This is a genomic window from Nitrospira sp. (assembly GCA_029194665.1).
GTDB lineage: Bacteria > Nitrospirota > Nitrospiria > Nitrospirales > Nitrospiraceae > Nitrospira_D.
Window position 1 is genome coordinate 197,053 of record JARFXO010000002.1, and the last position, 21,969, is coordinate 219,021.

Annotated in this window: 17 protein-coding genes and 1 pseudogene; 3 read left to right on the top strand and 15 right to left on the bottom strand. The window is 58.1% G+C overall.

Annotated elements, in window-relative coordinates; genetic code table 11:
• The 4 genes from P0119_06595 to P0119_06610 all read right to left on the bottom strand — a co-directional run bounded on the left by P0119_06595 (position 1) and on the right by P0119_06610 (position 13,664).
• Positions 1-4,266, bottom strand: a complete 4,266-nt coding sequence (locus P0119_06595) for a hypothetical protein (GenBank protein ID MDF0665730.1) — start codon at positions 4,264-4,266, stop codon at positions 1-3.
• Between the two features lie 9 nt (positions 4,267-4,275).
• Entirely contained in the window at positions 4,276-7,104 is a 2,829-nt protein-coding gene (locus tag P0119_06600; GenBank protein MDF0665731.1) for a hypothetical protein, read from the bottom strand.
• 63 nt (positions 7,105-7,167) lie between these two features.
• A complete protein-coding gene (locus P0119_06605) occupies positions 7,168-10,800 on the bottom strand; it encodes a hypothetical protein (GenBank protein MDF0665732.1) in 3,633 nt (1,210 codons plus the stop codon).
• On the bottom strand, positions 10,797-13,664 hold the full coding sequence (locus P0119_06610) for a hypothetical protein (protein MDF0665733.1): 2,868 nt from the start codon (positions 13,662-13,664) through the stop codon (positions 10,797-10,799). The genes P0119_06605 and P0119_06610 overlap by 4 nt, the downstream gene beginning before the upstream one ends.
• A gap of 348 nt (positions 13,665-14,012) precedes the next feature.
• Here P0119_06610 and P0119_06615 point away from each other — a divergent pair, with 348 nt between their 5' ends.
• Positions 14,013-14,681: a hypothetical protein gene (locus P0119_06615; GenBank protein ID MDF0665734.1), complete on the top strand. Its 669-nt coding sequence runs from the start codon at positions 14,013-14,015 to the stop codon at positions 14,679-14,681.
• A gap of 83 nt (positions 14,682-14,764) precedes the next feature.
• Here P0119_06615 and P0119_06620 read toward each other — a convergent pair whose 3' ends face one another.
• The 9 genes and pseudogenes from P0119_06620 to P0119_06660 all read right to left on the bottom strand — a co-directional run bounded on the left by P0119_06620 (position 14,765) and on the right by P0119_06660 (position 19,383).
• The gene (locus P0119_06620) at positions 14,765-14,974 is read right to left on the bottom strand and encodes a DUF4926 domain-containing protein (protein ID MDF0665735.1); all 210 of its coding nucleotides are present in this window, start codon (positions 14,972-14,974) and stop codon (positions 14,765-14,767) included.
• A gap of 15 nt (positions 14,975-14,989) precedes the next feature.
• Positions 14,990-15,322 carry a hypothetical protein gene (locus tag P0119_06625; protein ID MDF0665736.1) on the bottom strand — a complete coding sequence of 111 codons (333 nt, stop codon included), beginning with the start codon at positions 15,320-15,322 and terminating at the stop codon, positions 14,990-14,992.
• A gap of 312 nt (positions 15,323-15,634) precedes the next feature.
• Positions 15,635-16,960, bottom strand: a complete 1,326-nt coding sequence (locus P0119_06630) for a hypothetical protein (GenBank protein ID MDF0665737.1) — start codon at positions 16,958-16,960, stop codon at positions 15,635-15,637.
• Positions 16,957-17,586 (bottom strand): NACHT domain-containing protein, encoded by a 630-nt coding sequence (locus tag P0119_06635; protein MDF0665738.1) that lies wholly within the window; start codon positions 17,584-17,586, stop codon positions 16,957-16,959. Before P0119_06635 ends, P0119_06630 begins: the two co-directional genes overlap by 4 nt.
• Complete coding sequence (locus P0119_06640) at positions 17,529-18,152, bottom strand: toll/interleukin-1 receptor domain-containing protein (protein MDF0665739.1); 624 nt, start codon at positions 18,150-18,152, stop codon at positions 17,529-17,531. Before P0119_06640 ends, P0119_06635 begins: the two co-directional genes overlap by 58 nt.
• Positions 18,153-18,350: 198 nt before the next feature.
• On the bottom strand, positions 18,351-18,512 hold the full coding sequence (locus tag P0119_06645; protein ID MDF0665740.1) for a hypothetical protein: 162 nt from the start codon (positions 18,510-18,512) through the stop codon (positions 18,351-18,353).
• 48 nt (positions 18,513-18,560) lie between these two features.
• Positions 18,561-18,761 carry a type II toxin-antitoxin system Phd/YefM family antitoxin gene (locus P0119_06650; protein MDF0665741.1) on the bottom strand — a complete coding sequence of 67 codons (201 nt, stop codon included), beginning with the start codon at positions 18,759-18,761 and terminating at the stop codon, positions 18,561-18,563.
• A gap of 4 nt (positions 18,762-18,765) precedes the next feature.
• Positions 18,766-18,975 (bottom strand): annotated as a pseudogene (locus P0119_06655) (type II toxin-antitoxin system RelE/ParE family toxin).
• 255 nt (positions 18,976-19,230) lie between these two features.
• Positions 19,231-19,383 carry a hypothetical protein gene (locus tag P0119_06660; GenBank protein MDF0665742.1) on the bottom strand — a complete coding sequence of 51 codons (153 nt, stop codon included), beginning with the start codon at positions 19,381-19,383 and terminating at the stop codon, positions 19,231-19,233.
• A gap of 83 nt (positions 19,384-19,466) precedes the next feature.
• On the opposite strand from P0119_06660, the gene P0119_06665 reads away from it, so the two are divergent.
• Entirely contained in the window at positions 19,467-19,718 is a 252-nt protein-coding gene (locus tag P0119_06665; protein ID MDF0665743.1) for an AbrB/MazE/SpoVT family DNA-binding domain-containing protein, read from the top strand.
• Positions 19,693-20,100, top strand: a complete 408-nt coding sequence (locus P0119_06670; GenBank protein ID MDF0665744.1) for a type II toxin-antitoxin system VapC family toxin — start codon at positions 19,693-19,695, stop codon at positions 20,098-20,100. Before P0119_06665 ends, P0119_06670 begins: the two co-directional genes overlap by 26 nt.
• A 47-nt stretch (positions 20,101-20,147) precedes the next feature.
• Here P0119_06670 and cynS read toward each other — a convergent pair whose 3' ends face one another.
• Both cynS and P0119_06680 read right to left on the bottom strand, forming a co-directional pair.
• Entirely contained in the window at positions 20,148-20,588 is a 441-nt protein-coding gene (cynS, locus tag P0119_06675) for a cyanase (GenBank protein ID MDF0665745.1), read from the bottom strand.
• Between the two features lie 349 nt (positions 20,589-20,937).
• Positions 20,938-21,886, bottom strand: a protein-coding gene (locus tag P0119_06680; GenBank protein MDF0665746.1) for an IS630 family transposase whose coding sequence is annotated in 2 segments (ribosomal slippage) — positions 20,938-21,543 and positions 21,545-21,886 — 948 coding nt in all. Because the reading frame shifts where the segments join, the coding sequence is not laid out codon by codon here.
• Positions 21,887-21,969: the final 83 nt, after the last annotated feature.

Genomic DNA, 21,969 nt, shown 5'->3' on the forward strand with positions numbered 1-21,969 from the left:
CTAGTCCCTCTCAAAAAAGTCCGTCGAGACGGTATGGCCTTCCGCATTGAAGGCGAAATACGCGGCGGGGAGATAGTGACTGGTCTCGTCGAGTAGGTCAGGAGTCACCGCACGCATGTGGACCAAATTGACGGTCTCGCGCAGCACTTTTTCAAGCCACGGGATCGTCCAGAACGCTTGCTCCATCGGATTGGGATGAGCGGCCACCAAAATCGCCTGTGGCGCAACAGAATCAGGCTGGTTGTACTGGAACACGACGCCGGTGGTTTCATTGGAGTTGGGCACCACCTCGACCCATTCGTCGATCAGCAGGCCGGCGATGGTAGGCTGCGTGAAATCGATGGCTTCGGGCATGTGCACGACCAACGAGAGCCGTCCCGGCGGAATCGGCGTGTCGGACGCTGCAGGCAGGCCGACCCAGCGATCGCCATCGCGTTGTGGAAGCTGCGCCACCTGCAGTGTGAGTGCGTCGCCGTTGTTGAGGGCTTCAGCATATTGCAGCGCGTCGTCGAGTCGTGCGACGCCCTCACGGACTCGTGCTATGCGCTGATGGAACGTCACGACCGTGAACGGGTCGCCGTCTTGAAGCGCGGTGCTCGCGCCCAACGCCCGTTGGATTTCGAGCAAATTCGGCGGGCGGAATCGCGACAATACCACGAAGTTATTACCGAAGAGATGTTTCAGCCGCTCCGCCGGATCCGTCGCGGCATCGGCTTTCGCCAGGCGCTCCGTGGCTTCGCGGTCGATGGATCGCGCTTGGAAAACGAGCGTCTTCAAATCCGCTTCAGTTTGGCCGACCGCCGACAGGGGGATGGCTCCCGGGATACCGAATAGGGCAATCGTGTGCATCGCAGATCGCAGCGGCGCCAGCGTGGTCGGCGTAACACCGGCCAGCGCCGTTTTCAACTTGGTCTCCAGCTGACGGAGCGATGCCACCGCACGGTCTGCCCGTGCCTTCAAGTTTGCCGAATCGAGAATGGTCGGTGAGTCAACGACTGCGGCGGCATTGATGTCGCCCGCACGAAGTGCGCGCCCCCCGCTCAACAGATTGCGCGCCGTCCGCACCACTTCGGTGAATTCCGACCAACTGAGATCCGTCATGGGCCATGAGGGATCCCGCACAGGATTGAGCCGCAGCGTTTGTGTCGCAGCGAGGGACACCTTTCGCCGCGCTGCAAAAAGAAACCGCTGCTCAAGCTCCGAAAGCGGCGAGTCTTCGCTCGCTTCCTGTGCGTGAATCACGTCGATCGGCGCGAGCTTCAAGTCCTTCAGTCGAAACTCTTGTGTATCGACCACCACGCCCGTCGTGCTATTCACGCGTTCAACCACGCAACGGACCTTCATGGGATTGCCCAACAGCTTTGCCGCCCACGCGTTGAGGAACGGCTCGGCCAATGATCGCGGGGTCGGCGTCCAGTCTGCGATGGCCGCCGGAGTGCCCGGAAACAACGCCACCACACGATGCGTGAAGGCGGAACCGGTCCGCGGCGTGCGGATCACCTCCAGTTCCGGCGGCGGGGCTTCGCCGCGCTCCAAGGCGTCGAGCGTGGCGGCGGCGCGGCTGGGATTTCCGCGCACGACGTGATAGGCGCTCTCGGCCAGTAACGCATCGCTCAACGCATCGACGCTGTCGGCTAACGCATCGAGCTCCACGTTCACAATGGGCGGCACGGGGAACCCCGCCCGATTACCCACGACCTGGAGAACACGTGGCCGTGCATTCGGCTCGTTGATCTGGCGCAGGAGGTTCAGTCCGTCCACCACATGGTTGGCCGGGACGCTCTCCACCGCCTGCCCGTTCTCGTCGACGCGCGTGGCGTTCAGCGGCGCTTGTTCGCGAAACGCCGCGATGAAGGGATCGAGCCCACGCTCATGCAGGCCGCGCTCGAAGCGATAGCCCAAGAGCGCGCCGAGCGGCTGTCCGGACCGCACGCCATCGAGCAGGTGTTGTGCCCTACGAGCGCGCTCGGAAGAAAGATCAATGGCGAGTGGATCGGCTTCCGGATCGGGAGTCCGGCCGAACCGCGTAAGATGGCCGCTGCGCAGCACCGCCACGGTGGCTGCATGATCGAGCGACGGCGCGTGAACGAAACCGGGATCGTGACGGAATCCAAAGATTGGTCCGGGTTCGTTGGGTGGCGCCGTCACCTCGGTCCGTGGCGGTCCTGGCTGCAGGTTCTCGACCCAGCCATAGCCTCCCAGATACACACCCGCCGGATCCCTCTGCCGCATATTCTTGAGGCGTTTCGTCGCGAACGACGTCACCCAGGCGTCCAGGCGATGCGACGTGAGATCGAGTGTGCCGCGCATCAACATCGACAACTTGTGGGTCTTCAACCCCTTCAAGGCTTCGAGACTCTTGCGGAAATCCTGCACGTTTCTGTCGGCAGGCTGAGTGAACGGCTGTCCAGTGTGCAGTGCTGCGGCAATAATGCGGTCGAGCGGCGTTTCCATCGGGAGTTGCGAGAAGCGGACATGCTCCGGCTCGGCCCGTAGATGCGGTTCACGACCGAGCAGGCGCGCTGCGGCATTCGCGTATTCGACCATCATCGAATGCCGCAGCAGCAGATACAGTAGGCTGAATGGAACCGGAATAGACACATGTTGGAGTACGGCATCGAGATCCGGCGCCTTCAATAACTGATCGATGTAGTTGAAGGTGAAGTCCGCAGCCGACGACGCCTGGATCAACGGCAGGTTCAGGGAGGAACGTGCAGGATCGCATACCGTCAGCGCCGCGCGCGGCGTGACGCCGCGAAGTCCGGCGATCAGCCTCAGCGCCGAGATCGCCTGCGAGCTTTGCGTTCGATTCCAGACGTCGGATGTCGGGGTCCGCAAGAACTCGAATAGTTCTTGGGTGTAAAAGAGTCCGAAGATGTTCCGAATGGAGTAATCCGTGGACAACCCATCCATCGCAAAGACTTCGCTGAAGTCGATGTCGGGATCACTGTGATTGCCCATGCGCGCCGCCGTCCGGCTTTCATCGCTCCAGTAGTTTTGGAGACGGCGCATCAATTCCACCACAGCAGCGTCCTTTGAGGCCGTTTTCCCATCCTCGGGCGTGGGCCCCCAGAACTCGAGTGCCGTGACGGGCAGGACGCCGTAGGGTTGCTTGCCGACGCGGATGGTGGGAAGCGGTCCACCGGCTCGCACATGATCGACAAAGTGTTGTCGCGCCCATTCCACGTTCACATCGATCAGGTCTTCAGAAAACAGGCCGGACGGATCGCCGTTGAAGAAGCCGAGCCCTATCATTTGTTCCAAGTAGTAGCCCCAGGTCGACGGCCAGAGTACGCGATTCATGTCGAGGGCTTCGCGTTGCTCGCGCGCATCCGCGTTGTCTGTGCGCGCCAGCAGCGCTATGGGAAGCCCGAGGGCCTTCGAGAGCTCCTCTCCATCCGATCCGTCTCCTGCCTGGAACCGAGGGGCGCCGAGAATCAGATGAAAGCTCTTGTCCTCTCCCGGATCGTCGGTACTGAAGCCGGATGCAACGTCTTCCGTGTTGTTCGTCGGCGTGCCTTGCGTGACGAGGCTCAAGCCGTCGGTGTATTGATGTGCTTCGATCAACTCCTTCAGCCGAGCCGCTGACGCTGCGCTATCGAGCGATGTCTTCACACCAAAAACCAGGAGCAGATCGATTTTCGGAGCCGCCGTCGGCAGCTGCATGCGCAACCCCATGCCCAGGCGTTCGGCTTCGTCGAAGTCGACCATCCACTTCATGCCATCATCGATGGCCAGTGTGTCGTCGTTTTGAAGGACGGTGGCTTGAGGGTTCGGCCCCACAGGCAGAATATCCGGAATCAGTTGCCCGGCGACGGTCACTGCAGCTGTGCCCTGCACGAATGCGGTCGCGATCCACTGATCGGGAAGCACCGTGGTGCGTGGGGCGCGAGTCCAGGTTTCATTCTGCTGCTTGTCGGGACGTACCGGCGGCGACGGGAAGTTGGGCGGCTTCGTCGGCCGCTCCGTAGGATTGGTCGGCGTCAGTTGACGAACCACCCATGCCGCACGTTCCGCGCCGTAACGCTCCGCAAGTTGTCGCCACGCATCCTTTCGCGCCTCGTCCGTGGCCGCGTTCCACAACAATCTATGGAAATGCTTGCCCCATTCGACTTCGTCTGCGGTGAGCTCCGGCTCGTGCGTGTCGACATGAATCTTGTCTGGAAACACACGAATACGCAGCTCTTGCCCGAAGAAGCGGGTCTCCAATCGAACCGGAAACAGTACGAGCGGGCGGTCACCATGTATCAACAACGGGTCCGGCATGGGTATCCTTCAGGGCAACATCTGTCGGGCAAGGATTGCGATGCGCACCGGTTTCTGCAGCGTGATGCGCGCCATGTGCGCGCCATTCGCTCCCCACTGAGCTCCGGACGGATCGGCCGAGGTGTCGGGAAGCGGCGGTGGCGGCTGATCGGGCTTCACGCCGACCTTCACATGAACCAGCTCCCGCAGTTCGGCCGCCGACTGTACCAGATGGCGCCAGGTCAGTTGATTCCAGTCCGTGACGCGTGGCGGCTGTGGAGCGATATCCTTCGGCATGTCGAGTCCGAAGTCCGGCTCGCCGGGCTGTTGCTGGATCACGAAGAACCACCCGGGATCTGGATCGGTACCTCGGGCCACACTGGCCTTCAGATCAAAGCCGAAGAACACCACATCGGGCGGCGCCGAGCCACGGAACAAGGGGTAATTCTCCTGCGTCGTGAGTTTGGGATTGGCGGCCGTACCCGTGGCCTTTGCGGCGTAGATCACGGCGTTGGGATAGCGTCGAAAGAGCTCGCCACGCACTAACAACACCAACTGATCGGGGTTTCCCGAGGCAGAAGGATTGCGGCCCAGCGGACTGTTCCAGGTGTGAATGGGCTGCATGAATTCTTGCTGCGCCGAGCCACGACGATTCCAGAAGAAGCGGAAGTAACTGCCGCGCCGGTCCGTAGGGTACTCGCGCCAGAGCAGCTCGCGACCCATCTCGTGATTCAAGCCGATCATAAATGCTTCGATGAAGCGCGAATTCGGCTGCACCAACGTGACACTGTTGGGTGGGACATGTTCGAGCCCCGGCAGGAGGAACTCCGGGGCGAGCTCCACGAGACGCTCGGACATCGGCGCCGGAAATTGCGGATGCGCCAGAATTTGCTCTTCGTCCGGAACGGCTGCATCTCTTAGCCCTCTCCTGGTCGATCCGGCCGACAGCTGCAACGGCCGAAGCCGTCCTTTCAGCGATCCCACGTCGGGAAGGCGGAAATCGATTTTGCCGATGCCTCCGATTCGCACAAGCTTCGACAAATGCACGACGGCAGCTTGACGGAATTCCGCCATCAGGGTGGGCTCACGCAGCCCTCCGTCGTCGACGGCTCGAAAAAGATCGCCCTGCGGCCCACGGATCGTCAGCACCGGAGGCCGCACGGTGGAATTGAAGTTGGCAGGCACAAGTCTCGCCTGATCGATTTGCGGGGTATTCGCAGCATCCGAGACGCTCTTGATTGTCGCCATACGGCCGACGAAAATTCGTGGTGGAACAGTAATCACGACACGGTTCACCGGCGGCAGCGCTTGTAGAAGTTTCACCATCGGACGCGCGAATGTTTGATTCTGGACAATCGCCGGTGTCAGCGCGCGCCGATTGATCGGTCCGCGGGGACGCGCCACTCGCCTCAACGCGGCAGATTGGAATCCCGGTGCCTCCGATCCGCTCAACTGCCATGCCACCGTACGCTGAACGTTGGTGTCTCCCACCTTCACCGACACCGCGACTTTCGCCAAGCTCGATCCTGTGACCTGCAGCAAGCCGTCATCTTCAATCGGCCTGACGTGGCGTACCCAGGTCGCCTGACGCGTAACAGTGGCCAACTGCTTTCGCCGCCGCTCTTCGTTTTTCTTCTCGATCGCATCCACCTGCTGCCAGGCCGAAGCCATGAGATGTTCCTGATCCTCGTGCACGATACGCGTGCCGAAGCTCGCGGCGATGCGATCCCGAGGATCCAGGTTAAGGTCGTTGATCCAATGCTGCGGCGTAACGCCCACTTCAACACGTTCCCTCGGCGGATAGGTCGAGCCGTAGATGGGTGGCGCGACGATGGGGTCCTGAGCCACCGGCTGGCTCAGTGCGTCGGCAGGAGCGTTCAAAATGTCCGCCAGTTTTCCTTGTAGCGTTTGTGATACCGGTTGCGGCTGGGCCGTGATCGGCTCCGGCGGCTTGAGGATGCCCTTCATCACAATCACGCCGCCGGAAGGAAGCCCGAATTCCGGCGAGGTAAGATCGAGCGATCGCGTACCTACGTTTTCAGGGAGCGGCTGTGGCTTGAGGTCGCGCACCAAGGATTCGAAATCGCCTTCCGGCCCGGTCGTGAATTCCCACGAATAAAATACGGGCAACTGGAACGGCGCCGTCGGCTGATCGAGACGCCACGCCGGCTCAAGCTTTTCGAGCTCTTGCCCTGCGACAGGAAGTCCGAGACCGGCCTTCCGTCCGACTTCAAACGCCGGCACCACACAGGCAATATAGGCCACATCCGGATCGAGACGCCGTGGACAGATGAACCGTGACACGGTGCGCGCCGGAGCGGCTTCGATGGCATTTTTGAGAATGGGCACCGTATCGGTTGAGGAACCCACAACCTGCGCATGTGCCCAGGCCCACGATTCTTCGAGATCGGGCAGATCCTCCGCCACAGGGCTTGTGAACTCGAGTACCGACAGCGGCGATGTGTCGGTACGGCCGAATGTGACGCTTGGCTTCTTGCGCACCACGACCAGACAGATCCAGGGCCGCAGCCGCTCCCCTGCACCGGCTTTTGCAGGAGTGAAGAGCCATGGGAAATCGGGCCGATCGAATTCAACCAGCGGGAAGAAATTGGACTCAAAGTTCGTGGTCTGATGGCGCGGCTGCACCCGAACGATCTGACGCGGATCGATCGCGGTGACATCGGCAGGACCGTAAAGACGAACATCACGAGCAGGCACATTGAAGTTGTTCAGCTGCACGCTCACCGGGAGCGAGACGTCGGCGCGTTGGGCGGAGCCGAGGGAATCCGGCGTCGTGATGCCGGAGGCAGCACCTTGCCGGACCCACGGTAAGAAGTGTCGTACTGCATTGTCGGCCATAGAAACCGCTCCTTCCTGCCCCGCCCAGCCGCGTTGCATGCCTCTGGCGCGGATGTCACTCCGCTACCGCCTCGCGACGACTTGGAAATTCGCTGCGTCTTCTTTATTCAACGTCTTCAGAGCATCTTGAGCTTCGAGCCTTGTCGCGAACGTCGTCGTCCCTTCGAGGTTTGACAGATCGATCTTGGATTTCACCGTAAACGTCCTCGGTTCCACGAGCGACGAAATCGCCGCCGCGCGATAGCGGATCGCACCTAGACGAGCGGTGTCGCTCATCCCGACCGCGCTCCATTCCGAAAATCGCTTCGCCACATCGAACTGAACGGTCGTGGTTGTCCGTGGCTCTTCGGGCGGGCTCGGGATGACGATATCCTCAAAATCCACAGCAGCCTGCACCGGCGTTCCGCAATCCGCTGCATTGCTGCCGACGCTGACACCGGCGGGCAAAAGCTCAAATGACGGGCTCGACAGTTTCTGGTCTTCGGACAAGTCACGAAACTGCGCGGGTGCGAAATGATCGCGGACTAGATCGCCGGCCAGCGGCGTTCGTGTGGCGGCGCCCACCACGATCTGCTGGATACGGAATTCTTGCGTGCCGCCCACTGGACGCGTATTACCAAAGCGAGAAATCGACGTGTTGAGCGGCACCACACTTTGCTTCACCGTCAACGTGCTCAGCGGATGAATGCGGACCGCACCGGCCGGGCCCTCTCGCAAGCTCACGAGACGCTCGCTGGTCCCCGGCATCTCCGCGTTCCAGGCTGCGGCGTCGGCCAACGCGGTGCGCAGTAAGGCCCCCACGTCGACAGGTGCAGGAAGCGGCGGCTTTTCGCCGGACACCAGCGTGGCGTTGAACGACACGGTGAAATCGATCCACCAGATTTCGAATGTCGCCTTACCCTTGACGTTCAGCGGACGCGGGCCGGAGAGCTCACCCGCAAAGCTGACCTTGAACAGATTCGTCGAGCCGGCTTTCAACTGCAATGATGCGTGCAACGAGGCGATGAAATGGAACGGATCGAACTGAATCAGCACATCGTACCCGGCTTGACCCGAGATGCTGAACTTCGATTTCTTGGCGAACAGCTCGGCGCGCGCACCGAACTGCACCGTGTTCGACGTGATCGCGAAGTAGGACTCGCAACGGATCTTCAAATTGTCCGAGTCTGCGAAGACGATCGCCGCGCGTTGCATGCGCTCCAAGCCCGGCGGTGGGACGAAAGCCGGATGCAATCCACCGACCGAGAGCGCAAAGAACGGCTGGTTGCCCCAGCTCAGACGCATGCGCATTTCGCCCGTGATGACGAAGCGATCGACAAGGCGGGAATCGAACAGCACCGCGTCCAGAAACGCGCGCTTTTGGTCGAAATCTACGCCGCCGAAGATGTTCATCCGCAGACGAACCAGATCCAGATCTTTCTTCGGCAGGACGGCCGATACCTGCCCCATGATGAGGAATCGCGTCCGTACGCCCAACTCGAGGATCAGCGCTAGATTGATGGTGATCAGCGGCGGTGTGCCCCAGGTGATCTGTGCCACGAGGCCGAACAAGTAGTGATCGCGCGCCACCGGGAAGAAGTTGCGAATCACGCTGAGGTACTGCGGCGCATTGCGGACCAGGTCCTTCGGCGCGAGCACGGCATTGAGCGTGTCGGCGCGCACGCCCGCCTGCACCGCATCTTCATTGACCGTACGATGAATGCCCAACAGGCCCCCGATGCCTGTGAGCATGAAGCCGAAGCCGATGGGAATGGGTTTGAAGCCGTCCGCCGTGATGATCACGAGGAGCGAGAAGCCGCCTCCTGGTATGTTCGTGTTCAGCAGACCCAGAGCCGAGAGCGCCGCGAAGCCTTCAATCTCCAAGTGCAGAGCGCCGGCATATTGCGAGTGTTCGCGATCGAGATCCAAGAATCCTCCGCCGTGAATGACCTTGCCGTCTATGTCCAGGCCGATGGCCTTGGGCGGCTGAAATCCGAAATCCAAATCGAACAGGCCGAGGCTGGCGTCGGGCTTGACGAAATCGACGGTCAGCGCGAAGCCCATCTTGTCGAAGCTGGCCGTGACCGGGCCCAATTGCACGTCCGCGGCAAGAGTGGCGGCCAGAGTGAGTTTGGCGTTCCCGTCCTCCGATTGTGGCTTGAGGCCAAGCGACAGAAACTGTATCCGCGCAGGCCCGAACGTCTTGCCGACGGGCGTGATGCGATTGAGATCAGTGTCGTTGGCGGCGACGACTTCGCGAGCCCGGCGGGCTCTTGACGGTGCAACGAGACGCGGCAACGCGGACGGAGGCGGCGGATTGGTTTGGGTGATGACGTTGCCCTTGCCGCCCTCCAGAAAAAATCCCCGCTCCGTCGACCATCCCACCCCCAGGTTCAGCGGAATTTTCTTCTCCCCCGATAGAATCTGCGATAGAAATCCATTCCCGGATTTATCGAGATTCAGCACCACCTCGCTCTCGCGCGAGAGCGCCCGCACGCCTGCAACGGCAGGAGACAATTCGAATTCTGCTTCAAACTTACCGAATTGCAGATGCGAGCCGTCTTCCTTGCCAAGCCGGTAAAGCGGTGTTTCGGCACCCCCGCCCTCGAAGCCGAACTTGATGCTCAGCTGTCCCGGTCCCCCGACGCTGGACTTGGTAAACTCCTCGAGATGAAAGAATAAGGCCCCGGCCGTCACCGACGGCGTGACCTTGAAGCGCCAATCTTTGTTGATTGGGACGTTGATGCTCGCGCCGAACTCGAAGGAGACCATCAATCCGGGACCGCCGTGAATCTTGGGTACGAACAGCAACGTGAGCGTGCCGTTCTTGTCGACGGCTTTCTTGGGGTCGGCTGGGTCGCGCTCCTTCCAATTGAAGCGGAGCGAGAGCGTGCGCTCGGACATCTTGTCGAGGAGCGGCGTGGCGGAACCGGGCGCTGGTTCCCAACCGTAGAGCGGCTCAATGGCCAACGTCGAAAGATCGCCGTCGTCCTCGCGCGACGTGGAGGACGTCAACCCCATGAACTCCAGAATGACGAGCGCCGCCGAAAGGGGAATGAACACATTGTCGGAAAATGTGCGTGCTTGCTCTTCATCGTCGAGCAGCCAACCGTGCTCGCTAAAGATCGTGACAAAGCGGTTCCACACCACATGCGGAATCGTGGCGGTGAGCGGCTCTTCCAGAAAGCCAAGCGGTTGCGCGGACCAATAAATGATGGGGTAGTGCAGCCGCAGATAGTCCACCATCAAGATGTCGATCAAACGGTGAACCAGCTCCGGAATGCTATGAACGCCCTCGACATCCAGCGCTTTCACGAAGTTCGTCAGCGTGGTGAAGACTTCCTTGATATCGCCGAGCGCCTTCTTGAAATCGTCGAAGCTCGGGTCCTTGGCATCGCGATAGGCGCGGATATTGGCGAGATTCTTCTCCGGCAGCACCAGCTTCGCCGCCTTACTCGAAGACAGGCCCAGGACCTTGCCGAGATCCTGTGCGTGCGCCGTGGAGACCTCCGTTTCGACGCTGATCGTCTTGCGATACTCATTGATCCCCTTGATCTGGTGCTGCGGGAACGGCTGCCCCACGGGTATATTGGGCGGCAGCCCCAGATCGATGAGCACCTCGGCGCGGGCCGCATCGTCGTTCAAACGGTCGGCCAGCCACTCGTAGAATTCGCCAACCTTGCCGACGACAGTCTGCAGGAAATTCTCGGCGCTCATGGTTGTCCTCGCAGCAGGGGCCGCTTCTCCAACGGATTACCCGTGAGTCTTGCCTTGTGCGTCGTGAACGGTTGGTGATCTTCTGACGCATTCGGCAATTCGTACGGAAAAACCGTGTGCAGTTCCTGAATCGCGTGCAGGACGTCTTGATTCTGAGCGTCCTTGAGGATCTTGAAATGGATCAGCCCCAGATTGCTGCCGATACAGAGCTGCCTGCCATTACGCATGACGTCGAAGCTTCGATGATGGCGCGCGACTAGACGGCGATAGGCATCGGCGAAATTGCTGCGGAAGTTGGGATTCGGAATCGGCGTGGCCACGATATCGATCCCCGCTGATGGAGGCTTCGCTGCCTCTGGGCGCTCTTTGTCCGGCTCATAGGGCTGACCGTTGAATTCCGGCCGTTCGTCGAGCAACACGTTGATCCGCCACGACCAATCAGGCGGCGTGGTCGGCTTCACGGCTGTTCCCTCCGGCCACCCGTAGGCAGGAAGCAACATAGGGGCTTCTTCCAGCCGCGCCCGCAATGCAGGAACCGCCTGCTTCGCCTTGTCATTGAGCACGTCGGCCTTCGCGTTCCAGCCTAGACGCTCGGCGTTGATGTGGGCGCGTATGAGCTGCTGCGCACGAGAGAGACGCAGATCGATATCGCGCAAATACTCCGGCAAGACCTTCTTGAAGCCGCTGGACGTGAATTGCACGAAGCGGCAGGGATTGCCATCGGGATCGGTGTTCTTCCAGTAGCTCATCGCTTGCGCCGAGCCGTAGTGCACGTCACCGGAAAGCAGGACGACTTTGCGGTAGGGTTCCAGCCGCTTGAGCAACGCCTCGGTCGCTTTCGGATCGAATGCCCACGCTTCAATCGCATCGGGATTCGTGCCGGGCATGCCACGCAGATTTTCGTTGCCGTTGGCGATGATCTCCTTGACATCGAAGGCGCGATAGGCCAATGGCGCAATCAGCTCATCGAACATCGGCGGACCGAGCACCGGCAGCGGCGCAACGACAATCAGCACTTCTTTCCCTTCCGGCAACGGACCGGCTGGAATCTGTTTCTCGATCGCGTCGAGAATGATGTTCGTGGGCGGCCCTCCGCGAGTGACCCAGTTCCGCTGTGTGCGGTTATCGAGAGCCAGCACGAGATGCCTCGTGCCCGGCACCGAAAAGTGCCAGGACAATTGATCCTCGAACTTCGTCACATCAACCGTACGCCGGTTCAAACCAAAGAGCTGCTCGATTTCGTCATTCGCAGTTTGCTGCATCGTCGCAGTTGAGGTGGTGGAGTACAGCTGCGACGCCAGTTCCAAGAGTCTCTTCGGCTTTCCTTGCAGGTACTTCTCGGGATCGTTGCCCCAGCCTTGAAACAGCGCGAACGCCAACATGCCGTTGCGGACACAGGCACGGCCTAAAGGATTGGTCATCACACGATCACGCCACATTGGATTTAAGTTCCAATCGTCGGTGACTTCGTGGTCGTCCCACATCATGTAGGTGGGAACGTTGGACATGGCACGCCGGATCTTGTGTTGATTCTTGAGGGCCTCTAGGCAATTGTCTCGGCCTCGATCAAGAGCGACTTTGTACAAACCCCCGAGATCGTCCTTGAGCTGCTGCATGAAGTCTTTGAACTTGGCGAGCTCCTCTGCTGTGAGCCCATCCGCAAACATATAGACCTTGGGAAATGTGCCGCGCACCGGCGATCCTTGCGCCGGCAGTTTGCCGGCCTGCAGCGTATCCGTATCGATCGGATCTCGCACGACAGGATCGAACTCGTCCTTCTTCTTGATGGCCGATTTCAGCTCCTCGACAGTAAGTGTCTTGAATGCGAAGTCGATGAATCGGCGAAGCAACGCATCAGCGATCTTGGGCTTATTTTTGTCGTCACGACGGCGGAAGATCGGCAGCACGGTATCGGGAACCTTGACGTTGTAGCTGGTGCGAAACTCCGCGATGCTGTCGTCGAAGTCTTTGATCGCGGCGGGCCGCCACAGCTCGTTATTCCAGGCAAAGAGATACATCGCCGCCAGTTCACCGAAGGACAACAGATGGGAATGATTGTCGACCGTCGTCATTCGCGCTTCCGACAGCACGAGATTCTTGCGCATCCCCACGGGAAAGTTCTTCTCGTCCGCTGCGCTGAACTTGGCCGCTAGTCCGTTAGGCTCGTTGGTCGGCAAGAACTCCCGTTTGGCCAGTAGCTCTTGGCCAAGGGCGATCATCTGAGGGAGCACCCGCCGTTCCACATCGTCCGCATAAATTTGATCGCCGGCAAGGAGGAGTTGATGGATGCGTTGGTTCGGGTTCTGGAATTGCTCCTTGATCAGATCATCGAGCCAGGGAAGCGCGTCCGATAATCCCGCCACCTGTATGCGGCAGGAACCGTGAACGATCTTCAAGTCGCTAAGCTTGTCCGGCGGAAGGGCGAAGCTGGGCAGCTGATCTAGCGCATAGCCCAAGGCGAGCCTGCGCCTCTCGACGGGTGTCGTGCTGAGCACATCGTCCTTGAGCAAGTTGAGCGACTTCAGGTCCTTCAGCGGACCGCCCGTCTTTTCGGTGAGCGAAATGTTGTAGGAATAGATCTGCCCGGGCTTGAGCACATCGGGGCCGGTGAGTTTCATCATCACGACGGCGATGTGCAGCTTATCGCCGATGGCGATGGTGTCTGCCCTATCAGCGTCCCGGCTGAACTTCGGCGTGTCGCCAGCCTTCGCAAGACCATCAAACAATGACAGCTGCACCGAGCACGCTTTGCTCAGTGCAACCCAAACAGAAACTAACCCAGGCTCAACCCTGCGAAGAATCGGACCGGACAGAATCAACGGCAGTTCCACGGCGAACCTCGCGTGAAGTCCGATCAGCGCCACCCCCTAGGCACCTTACTCTCGTGCGCCAGTGTGCGAGCGTATACACCAATCACTGCCCGCCATCAAGGCAAAAGATACGTCTCGCGGAATCATGGAGGGTCTAGAACAATTAGACGGCCTGTTCCACCAGGCGATCTTTGTCCCTTCCGGTGCCGCGCCTCCCTCGCAACCCACCCGCCCGCGTTGCTGGTTGTGCCAACGGCTGCCTTGTAGGCCAGAGCCCGCGGCGGCTGATGTGTCGCCGAAGCGAGGTTGATGTCATGCTGGATATCCGTACGGCCGGGCTGGTAAAAGAAAGATGGTGGTGATCCGGTGGTTGCTGACCTATCGTGAAAGGAATGTTGCCTGATGATCTCAACACTCAGGGGCACACAGCAGCTCAGTCGCCGCGCCTGCCTTGCGACGGCATTGCTGGTGACGATCGGCATCGTGGCTCTACCGGTACAGGCTGCAGACGGAAGCAAGACGAAGTTCACGCGCATCTCGACTCAGTACATTGCGGCGTTGGGCGATCCAGGTGCGACCTCCGGACACGGCGCGCAATTGTGGGGTCTGTGGCCACTGGACCCAGGTCCTCGAGGCGTGAAGCTGAACCGCTATCAATCACTAAAAACTTCCGATGGTGTCGCCCCGGCGCGCTGGAAATTCGACGAGACGGACTGGTGGCTGGAGGAACATGGCTTGATCATGGAGCAACCGACCGTTCCACTCCCTCCCGGAAAATATCTGGTCACGGGCGCCCGCAAGGTGACAGCCGTGCTGACTATTCATCCCGCCGACAGCCATGGCGACAGGCGCTGGGAGCTCGATCAAGGCGCGACGCTCTACGATGTGACCCACCTGGCCTGCCGTTCCGCGCGCTATACCGCGGCGACAGTGGGTGGTTCGTGCTCGCCTGCTCACGCGAAGCAGACGGCGTTTCCAGTTGCGCCAGGAGGAACGATGCCTCCGGTCGAGGGCTGCACGAAGCAGGACTATGCGGTACTCATCGTGATCGGCGTGGGCGTGGAAAACTGAACCGCGGTGACGCACCGACGACTTGCGCGGCAGTCAATAAACGATTCCCCACCTCTTTTCATATTCCTCAAGATTGCGAAAGATCACGCGGGCTGATAGTGCAACACTAGCAATTGGCTGGATTTCAGAGGGAGCATGGCGTAGGTCTTGCCATCGTTATCCACAAACTCCACCTCAAACACACCCGGATCAAGTGATTCCACCACAGTCCCCACTTGCCCACGCAGTAAGCGGCGATCAGAGATATCTTCGGTCAGCGCTACCACATCAAGCACGCGAATTTCATGGTTCATGATGGATGCTCCCGGCTAAAGAACATAACACGAAGCGAATCGGGGATAATCTTCGCCATGACGAATGATCCATAAACTCCGCACGGTCGCTGGCCCACTCATTCCCTGTGCAGCAAAGTCTAACGCATACCGCTGTCCGTAGTCATCTGCGCCGAGAAAACTAGCATCTGTTTGGAGCGCGGCCTGCAAGAGCCTGCGTCGCACATCTTCTGCCTCGTCAACTGTCCACCTCAACGCGCGCTTAAAGACACGAGCCTTGTGTTGACCGCGAGGATGGTCGGCATTCAGGCAGTAGTCGCGGAGCTTGCGTACATCCACGACTGCCCGATCAGCGTTTGGTAGTTTCATGCCAACCATCCCTTTTGCACTATCGCTAGCTTAAGGAACAGCACATACATCAACTGATCAAAACCTGTCCAGAGTTCTAGGTGGGTATTTCGTGCTCGCCGGCTAAGGCGAAGTAGACGGCATTTCCAGTTGCGCCAGGGGGAACGATGCCTCCGGTCGAGGGCTGCACGAAGCAAGACTATGCGGTGCTCATCGTGATCAGCGTGGGCGTGGAAGACTGAACCACGGTGGCGCACCGACAGCTTGCGCGTCGACTTCAACAAGAACCTCCCGATTATCTTCTGCTCCTCCGTTTTGTTTCATTCGCTGGAATTATGAAGAGGAGCCCGGTGAGGTTTTCCTCGCACTCGCATCCTGCGAGGGAAGTCCCGCGAAATATTCGAGGAGAGATCGGTGAATAAATATGTAGCCACCACCTACCTTCTTGAGGAGGATCAGCTTGGCGCAGTGGTCGAGGAACGGAATGAATCGGAAGGGTGTGGAGCTTGTCAGCCAGAGAACTAGTCGAAGTGAATAGTGTTTCACCACAGTTGAACCGCCACGATTGAGCCCGACCGTCAGACCAAGTAGCATGCTGGGCCCTAACTCAAGGACCAATGATCCCCTTAGCACATAGTCCAACCCGTGGTCCATCATTCTAAATAGCCCAATTATCATTACACCGAGCAACACACAGAGTAGTAATACAACCAACCCGTTTCTCAGGGACAGCGTAACGCCTTGATTCGGAGAGTCTTTATCCGCCCTAATTTGATCGATCAGCCCGCGGCTTATCCCAACCACCAATCCTGTGAACAGCCCAAACCCCACCAGCACGTAAAGCAATGCGTTGGATTTCGTGACCTTCCCAGATTCAGATCCCCATATCTGAGCCAACAAAAACGTGATGAGCACCATTGTTACTAATAAGCCAGTATTTCTCAAAAACGCTCTCCAACTCCATGACATAGCTTCAACAAGATGAATTTCCTTTAGAGAACCAATTCCCAATCCCCCGATCGGTCCAATAAAGGACCCAACAGGTATTAAACCTTTATCAAAGTTCACGAGCCCTCCAAGCATAACCATCAACATGATAACTAACAGACAACATACTACCCCATTTATTACAGGCAACTTTGTCCGACAACCCACAAAAAAACTTATCCCACTGAACAGCCCAAGCCAAAGCCCTTCACTTAGCCCACTTCCAGTCACAACGACCAGCGAAATGATTAAACCAACAGTCAGTCCTGCAAGTAGCGCCGCTACAGCTTCGTACGCTAACCTTTGGCCCGTAGAGTCCAACCAATGAGGCTGGAGTTCCTCAACCATAAATACGGACTGTGACTGTTCTTTCATTTTCCGAGCCAACCATGAGAGCCAGCGAATGGTTTGGTCCTGAGGAAACGGACTTGTGATTGATTTCTTCCGTTGAAACATCCGTTCTACATAGAGTTGGAAGATTTGCTCTCGACGCACTTGTGGTGATTCGCCCTTGTGGCTCGCTAGAGCTTTTCCATCTACTCCCTCACAGGCTAGGCTCATGATGCTGAGCATCAGTGGAGTCTGTGCTAGGTCCTGTAACACAGGATCGCTACTCATGGCCTGTTGGAGCCCCGCCAATTGTGGACCGCCAGATGTGAGAAAATTACTCATATCTTCTCTTCCTGACCCAACGGCTGGATGCAGATGGCACCATTCAGTTTGAGCCTCTTGGTGAGCCGCCCATACTCCATCAATCGGCTACAGACGATCAGTCCAGATGGATTGCGAGTCTCAATGAATGTATTGATGGCCGCCACGCAATCTAGTTGGTTGGCAAGTTGAACTTCATCCAATCCATCCAACAACGGCACAAGATAGCCATTCGCCAGCCACGCCCTCGCGATCTTCACCGGAATGCGGTACTTGGCCGAGAGCTCAGCTGCGATCCACTCCTCAAGCGACTGATTCTTTTGCCAACTCGACAGATTCAATACGATGGGCACTCGTTCTTTTGGATCGTTCTTCGTTCTGCTGATCAGGACAGCCGCAAGTTCCAGCAGACTCGTCGTCTTCCCAGATCCTGGTTCTCCTAAGATGAGAAGAAGACCCGTTTCATCAAAGACGGTGTGGATATTGTGATCTTGCTGGAGCAACTCGCGGCAGCGATCCGGTAGGTCACCGACATATTTCCAGGGCGGCTGTTCCACCATCTCATCCATCTGGCGTTTGCCCAGCAAGATCAGCACTTCATGGTAGAGCGACTGCCTGAGTACTCCATCGACCCAGTATTCCTGCACACGATCTCGGAGAATCCCGAGTTGCTCGCGCTGCTTCTTGTCCGGGGGGCAGCGATGGGAGAATACAGCTCCACTTTCGCATCGTCTTGACTTGGTGTCAGTAAAACACTGGTCGGGAACAATTTCTTTCGATAGTCAGATTTCTCTCCTGTGATTCCGCGTATCAGCTTCTCATATGGGTCTGGGTCGGTCTTTCGGAAATCCACCCAGTCGAAGATTTGGAGCAAGTTAGGGAGGTCGGGTGTTTCCGTGGCCGACGACAAGATCACTGGAATGACGGGACAGGCTCGGGCGACGAATTGTTGAATGAATGCCCACATTTCATTTTGTTGCCAAGGGCCAATCCCACTCTTCCCGACAAAAACCGCAGCAGCCTTGATCGTACCGATCTGCCTATCCAGGACTTCTATCCATACTGTCCCAGGCAGGATTTCCCGTTCGTCCAACCACGGCTTAAGGCCTCTGCGGGACAACTCATCCGCAATCTGGCGGATCTCTGGCTTGTCCTCGCTGTTGTGGCAGAGGAAGACGTCGACGTGTTCGGCGTTGGAGTGAGATTCATTCATAGATAAACGGCTCTACGCAACGAAACAACAGGATCCTATGGCTCGACCTAACGATCAAGACTCTGGTCCTTCTGCGAAGAAAGCCAGGACATTCTACGTAATCATGGTATCTAGATCTGCTTGGGAATGAGAAAAAGGTAGCAGGCAGATTACCCGATTGCCGTTGGTGCGAATGCTCTACCTTTAGGCAGTTGTTTGCTACAACACCTGCACGATGAAACACTTCACGTAGCGTGTCTTCGACATACTGGCGAGGATCGGATGGTCGGCACTCTGGCCTCGTTGGTCGATGAGTCGGATATCACGCTTGGCGTCGGGGGCCGCTGCACCTTGCTCATCAAGCTGGTAGATTCCTGCCACGCGCCGCTCGACAGGTCATGATGGGGTGGCGTCCGTCGGAGTGGAAGGTTAAGACTTCCTTTTTAATCCTAGCGTTGCGGCAACGAGATCCAGTGGTCGCCCCTGTCGATTTTTGGGATCTGCCTTGGCTCTGCGAAGATCACGAAGATCATGATAGTCTTCGACCTCCTCTTGCAGCCGAAGAAAATCCTTGTACGGTATGACGGCAAATTCTTTCTTGCCGTGTTTTTCGATAATTTGCGCTTTCATACGTCTACCGGTAGGCCTCCTTCCGATGGAGAATTCGATAAATAATGATTTTGTGCTCCACGATTTCAAACAAGACCCGCCACACGCCGATCCGCAGACGATACTCGCGCATCGCACTGGCCAGTTTTTTGATATCGCCCGTCAGTCCTTCCTCCAAGAGAAATAACGCGTCGACAATACGTTGGGCGTCGGCTTTTGGGAGCGACGCCAAATCTTCTCGGCTCGCTTGCGTATTTCAATTTCGTATCGCATCGTAGGTATTTGCATTCAGGCCATGCCGCGCGAGCGCGTGCATCGCTCTGTTTCAGGGATATGAGCAACCGTCCTATCACCGGAACCGACCCTTCCGAGGATAACAAAGTCTCACACGTCTTTCCATGTATTGCACGTGCTTCGACACTTATGTGGCCCGGCACGCGTATTGACTTATGACCGTTGATGCGCGGGCTGCATCAGAGATGACCGTCGATTACAACTCCTGCACAATAAAACACTTCAAATACCGTGTCTCCGGCATGCTGGCGAGAATGGGATGGTCGGCGCTTTGGCCGCGCTGCTCGATGAGCCGAACGCCTCCGGAGATCGACGTAAACGGCTGTGAGAGTAGGTGACGAAGTTTCATGCTTTTCTAGTTTGGCGAAATAATTATAGATTGTCCGCGTTTTCTATATTTGGTATGCTTATTCAAAAATGGTGGAGGTTTCTATGGCTGTCTCACAAATTTCATCGAAAGGGCAAATTTTGATTCCTCGGCAACTTCGACATAAACTCGGCTTCAGGGCGGGCGGAAAGGTCCAGTTGATCGAAGAAGGCGGCCGCTTAGTCATCACACCGGCGGCTGACGACCCTATCGCGGCAGCTACAGGCTTTCTCACGGGCAAGTTCTCCTTAACGGACGACCTCCGTCGCGAGCATCAAGAGGAGAAGCGTCGTGAGCAAAAAACTCGTTCTCGATAGCTTCGCGCTGGTCAGTCTGTTTCATAAGGAGCCGGGGTGGGAGAAAGTCCGAGCTGCGTTGTATGATCAGCAACGAGCAGGAACTAAGGCTTTGTTGAACTGGATCAATTGGGGCGAGTTCTTTTACATCGTCAAACGCAAGGTTGGGGCCGGTCAAGCCGTGGAAGCCCTCCATCTATTGGAACAGTTACCCATCGAACTGGTGCCGGTGGACCTTCCTTTGGTGCGAGAGGCAGCGGAAATCAAAAGTGCCTATGCGGTCTCTTATGCCGATGCCTTTTGCATCGCAACCGCCCATCGCCTGTCAGGAACCGTCTTAACAAGCGATCCTGAATTCCACGCGGTCGAGCATCTGATCACCGTCCGATGGCTGACCACCTAACTGGGTAGCACGATCATAGCGCTGCCCGGCTGCGGACAAACCGCTCGTCAGAACGACTTATATTCAAGCCATTTGCCGTTCAGCGTGATTTTGCAGCGGGTTTCACCCTGGCTGCCGGTGACCTTTTCCATGTCCACCGTGAAATCGATCGCGCTCATGATGCCGTCACCGAACATCTCGTTCGCCATCTCGCGCAAGGAATCGCCGTACACACCGACAATTTCGAGCAACCGGTACTTGAACGGGTCCGTCATGTTGGGCAGATCCGTGCGTACCGGAAAGCGGCTCAAGGCCTGGACAATCTCATTGTCCAAATCCAAAAGCTTGCCGACCTTCACCGCTTCGTCCGGGGTAAATCGGTGATTACCATTCAAGGCCACCGCCACAAACGCGGGGTTCTTGCCGAGGGCTTTCGCGACGTCGGCAATCGTGAGTTTCTTCTCGAGTCGAGCGGCCTTGACCTTGCTGCGTATCGCTTCTTTCTCCATGTCGGCCTCCCATGAATAGGGGTTTCAGTCAACAATCAACCGGAGACCCTGTGGAAGTAAATGGACCGCTGACCTCTCATGCAGCCTCCGACGTAACTGGAAGGAGATGCGTTTGTGGCACAGAAAGTCCCAGTACCTCTTCTATTCCACTTCTTTCAGAAGAACCGTTCAGATGACGCCGTCTGGGGTGCGCGAGCGAGGTAAACCTGTCGGTTGCCCAGTACGGGCAGATACCGCTACTACAGTGTCTGCCCCTGCTCCGTTACGGCAAGCTGCCCTCTGTTGAGTCACTTAACGATCATGGCCATGATCGTCATCACCGTCGTGAGAGTTCTAGAGCGTTCCCTTTTTAGGTTGATGCATAGCCCGCATTCCTGAAGTAGTTGGCGCACTCGTTGGGCTGGAAGGTTTTGAGAAGCTGGCCGAGTTTCCTCCACAGGGGTTCGACCGTTCGTTCAGCGGCCTTCCGCAGAAGCGTCTTGATCTTGGCGAAGACCTGTTCGATCGGGTTGAGGTCGGGGGAGTATTGAGGGAGCAGGAGGCGGGTTGCCCCAGCCTTGCGGATGGCGGTGTGGACAGCCTTGTTCTTGTGGCTGGTGAGGTTGTCGAGGACGACCATGTCACCAGGCTTCAGGATCGGGACCAGACAATGCTCGACATAAGCCAGGAAGCTATCACCATCGAGAGGGCCGTCGAGAACACACGGCGCGGTCAGGCCGTCTAGGCGCAGCGCCCCCACGAACGTCAGGGTTTTCCAGTGCCCATGCGGCACCTTGGCTCGCAGGCGCTCGCCGTTACGACAGCGGCCATGTGTGCGCACCATGTTCGTTTTGATCCAGGTCTCATCGATGAACACCAGGCGCCGGGGATCGAGCTTCGCCTGCTGGTTCTTCCAGCGCGTGCGGCGCTGAGCGACATCCGGCCGATCCTGTTCGCTGGCGTGGACGGTTTTTTTTAAAGCGGATCCCTTCGCCGATATAAAAATACGACAGCATCCCCGTTGTCGCCTTCACACCACGCTCGTTGAAGAACCGCGTCGACAACGCCATCAGGGTGATGTCCGGTTCAACCTCCAGCACGTGTAACAGCCACTCCCGGTGCGGCTTCAGTTTCGATGGGCGGTGGCCGCCGGTGCCAATGATCCCCCGTGCCCCCGTTTGCAGGTAGCGGGCAACCCACCGGATCGCTGACGAGTCACTCACGCCAAAGCGTGCTGCTGCTTCCCGCCGCGACAGCTTCCCCTCAACCACCGCGTCAATCACCCGTTCCCGCAAGTCCTGCGAATAGCCTTTCCCCATCCATCCGGCCTCCTTCCCGGTCTCGACAGGGAATCACAACGGCGCGTGATAGGGAATCATTTTCTGATCCAGGCTATTCGAGG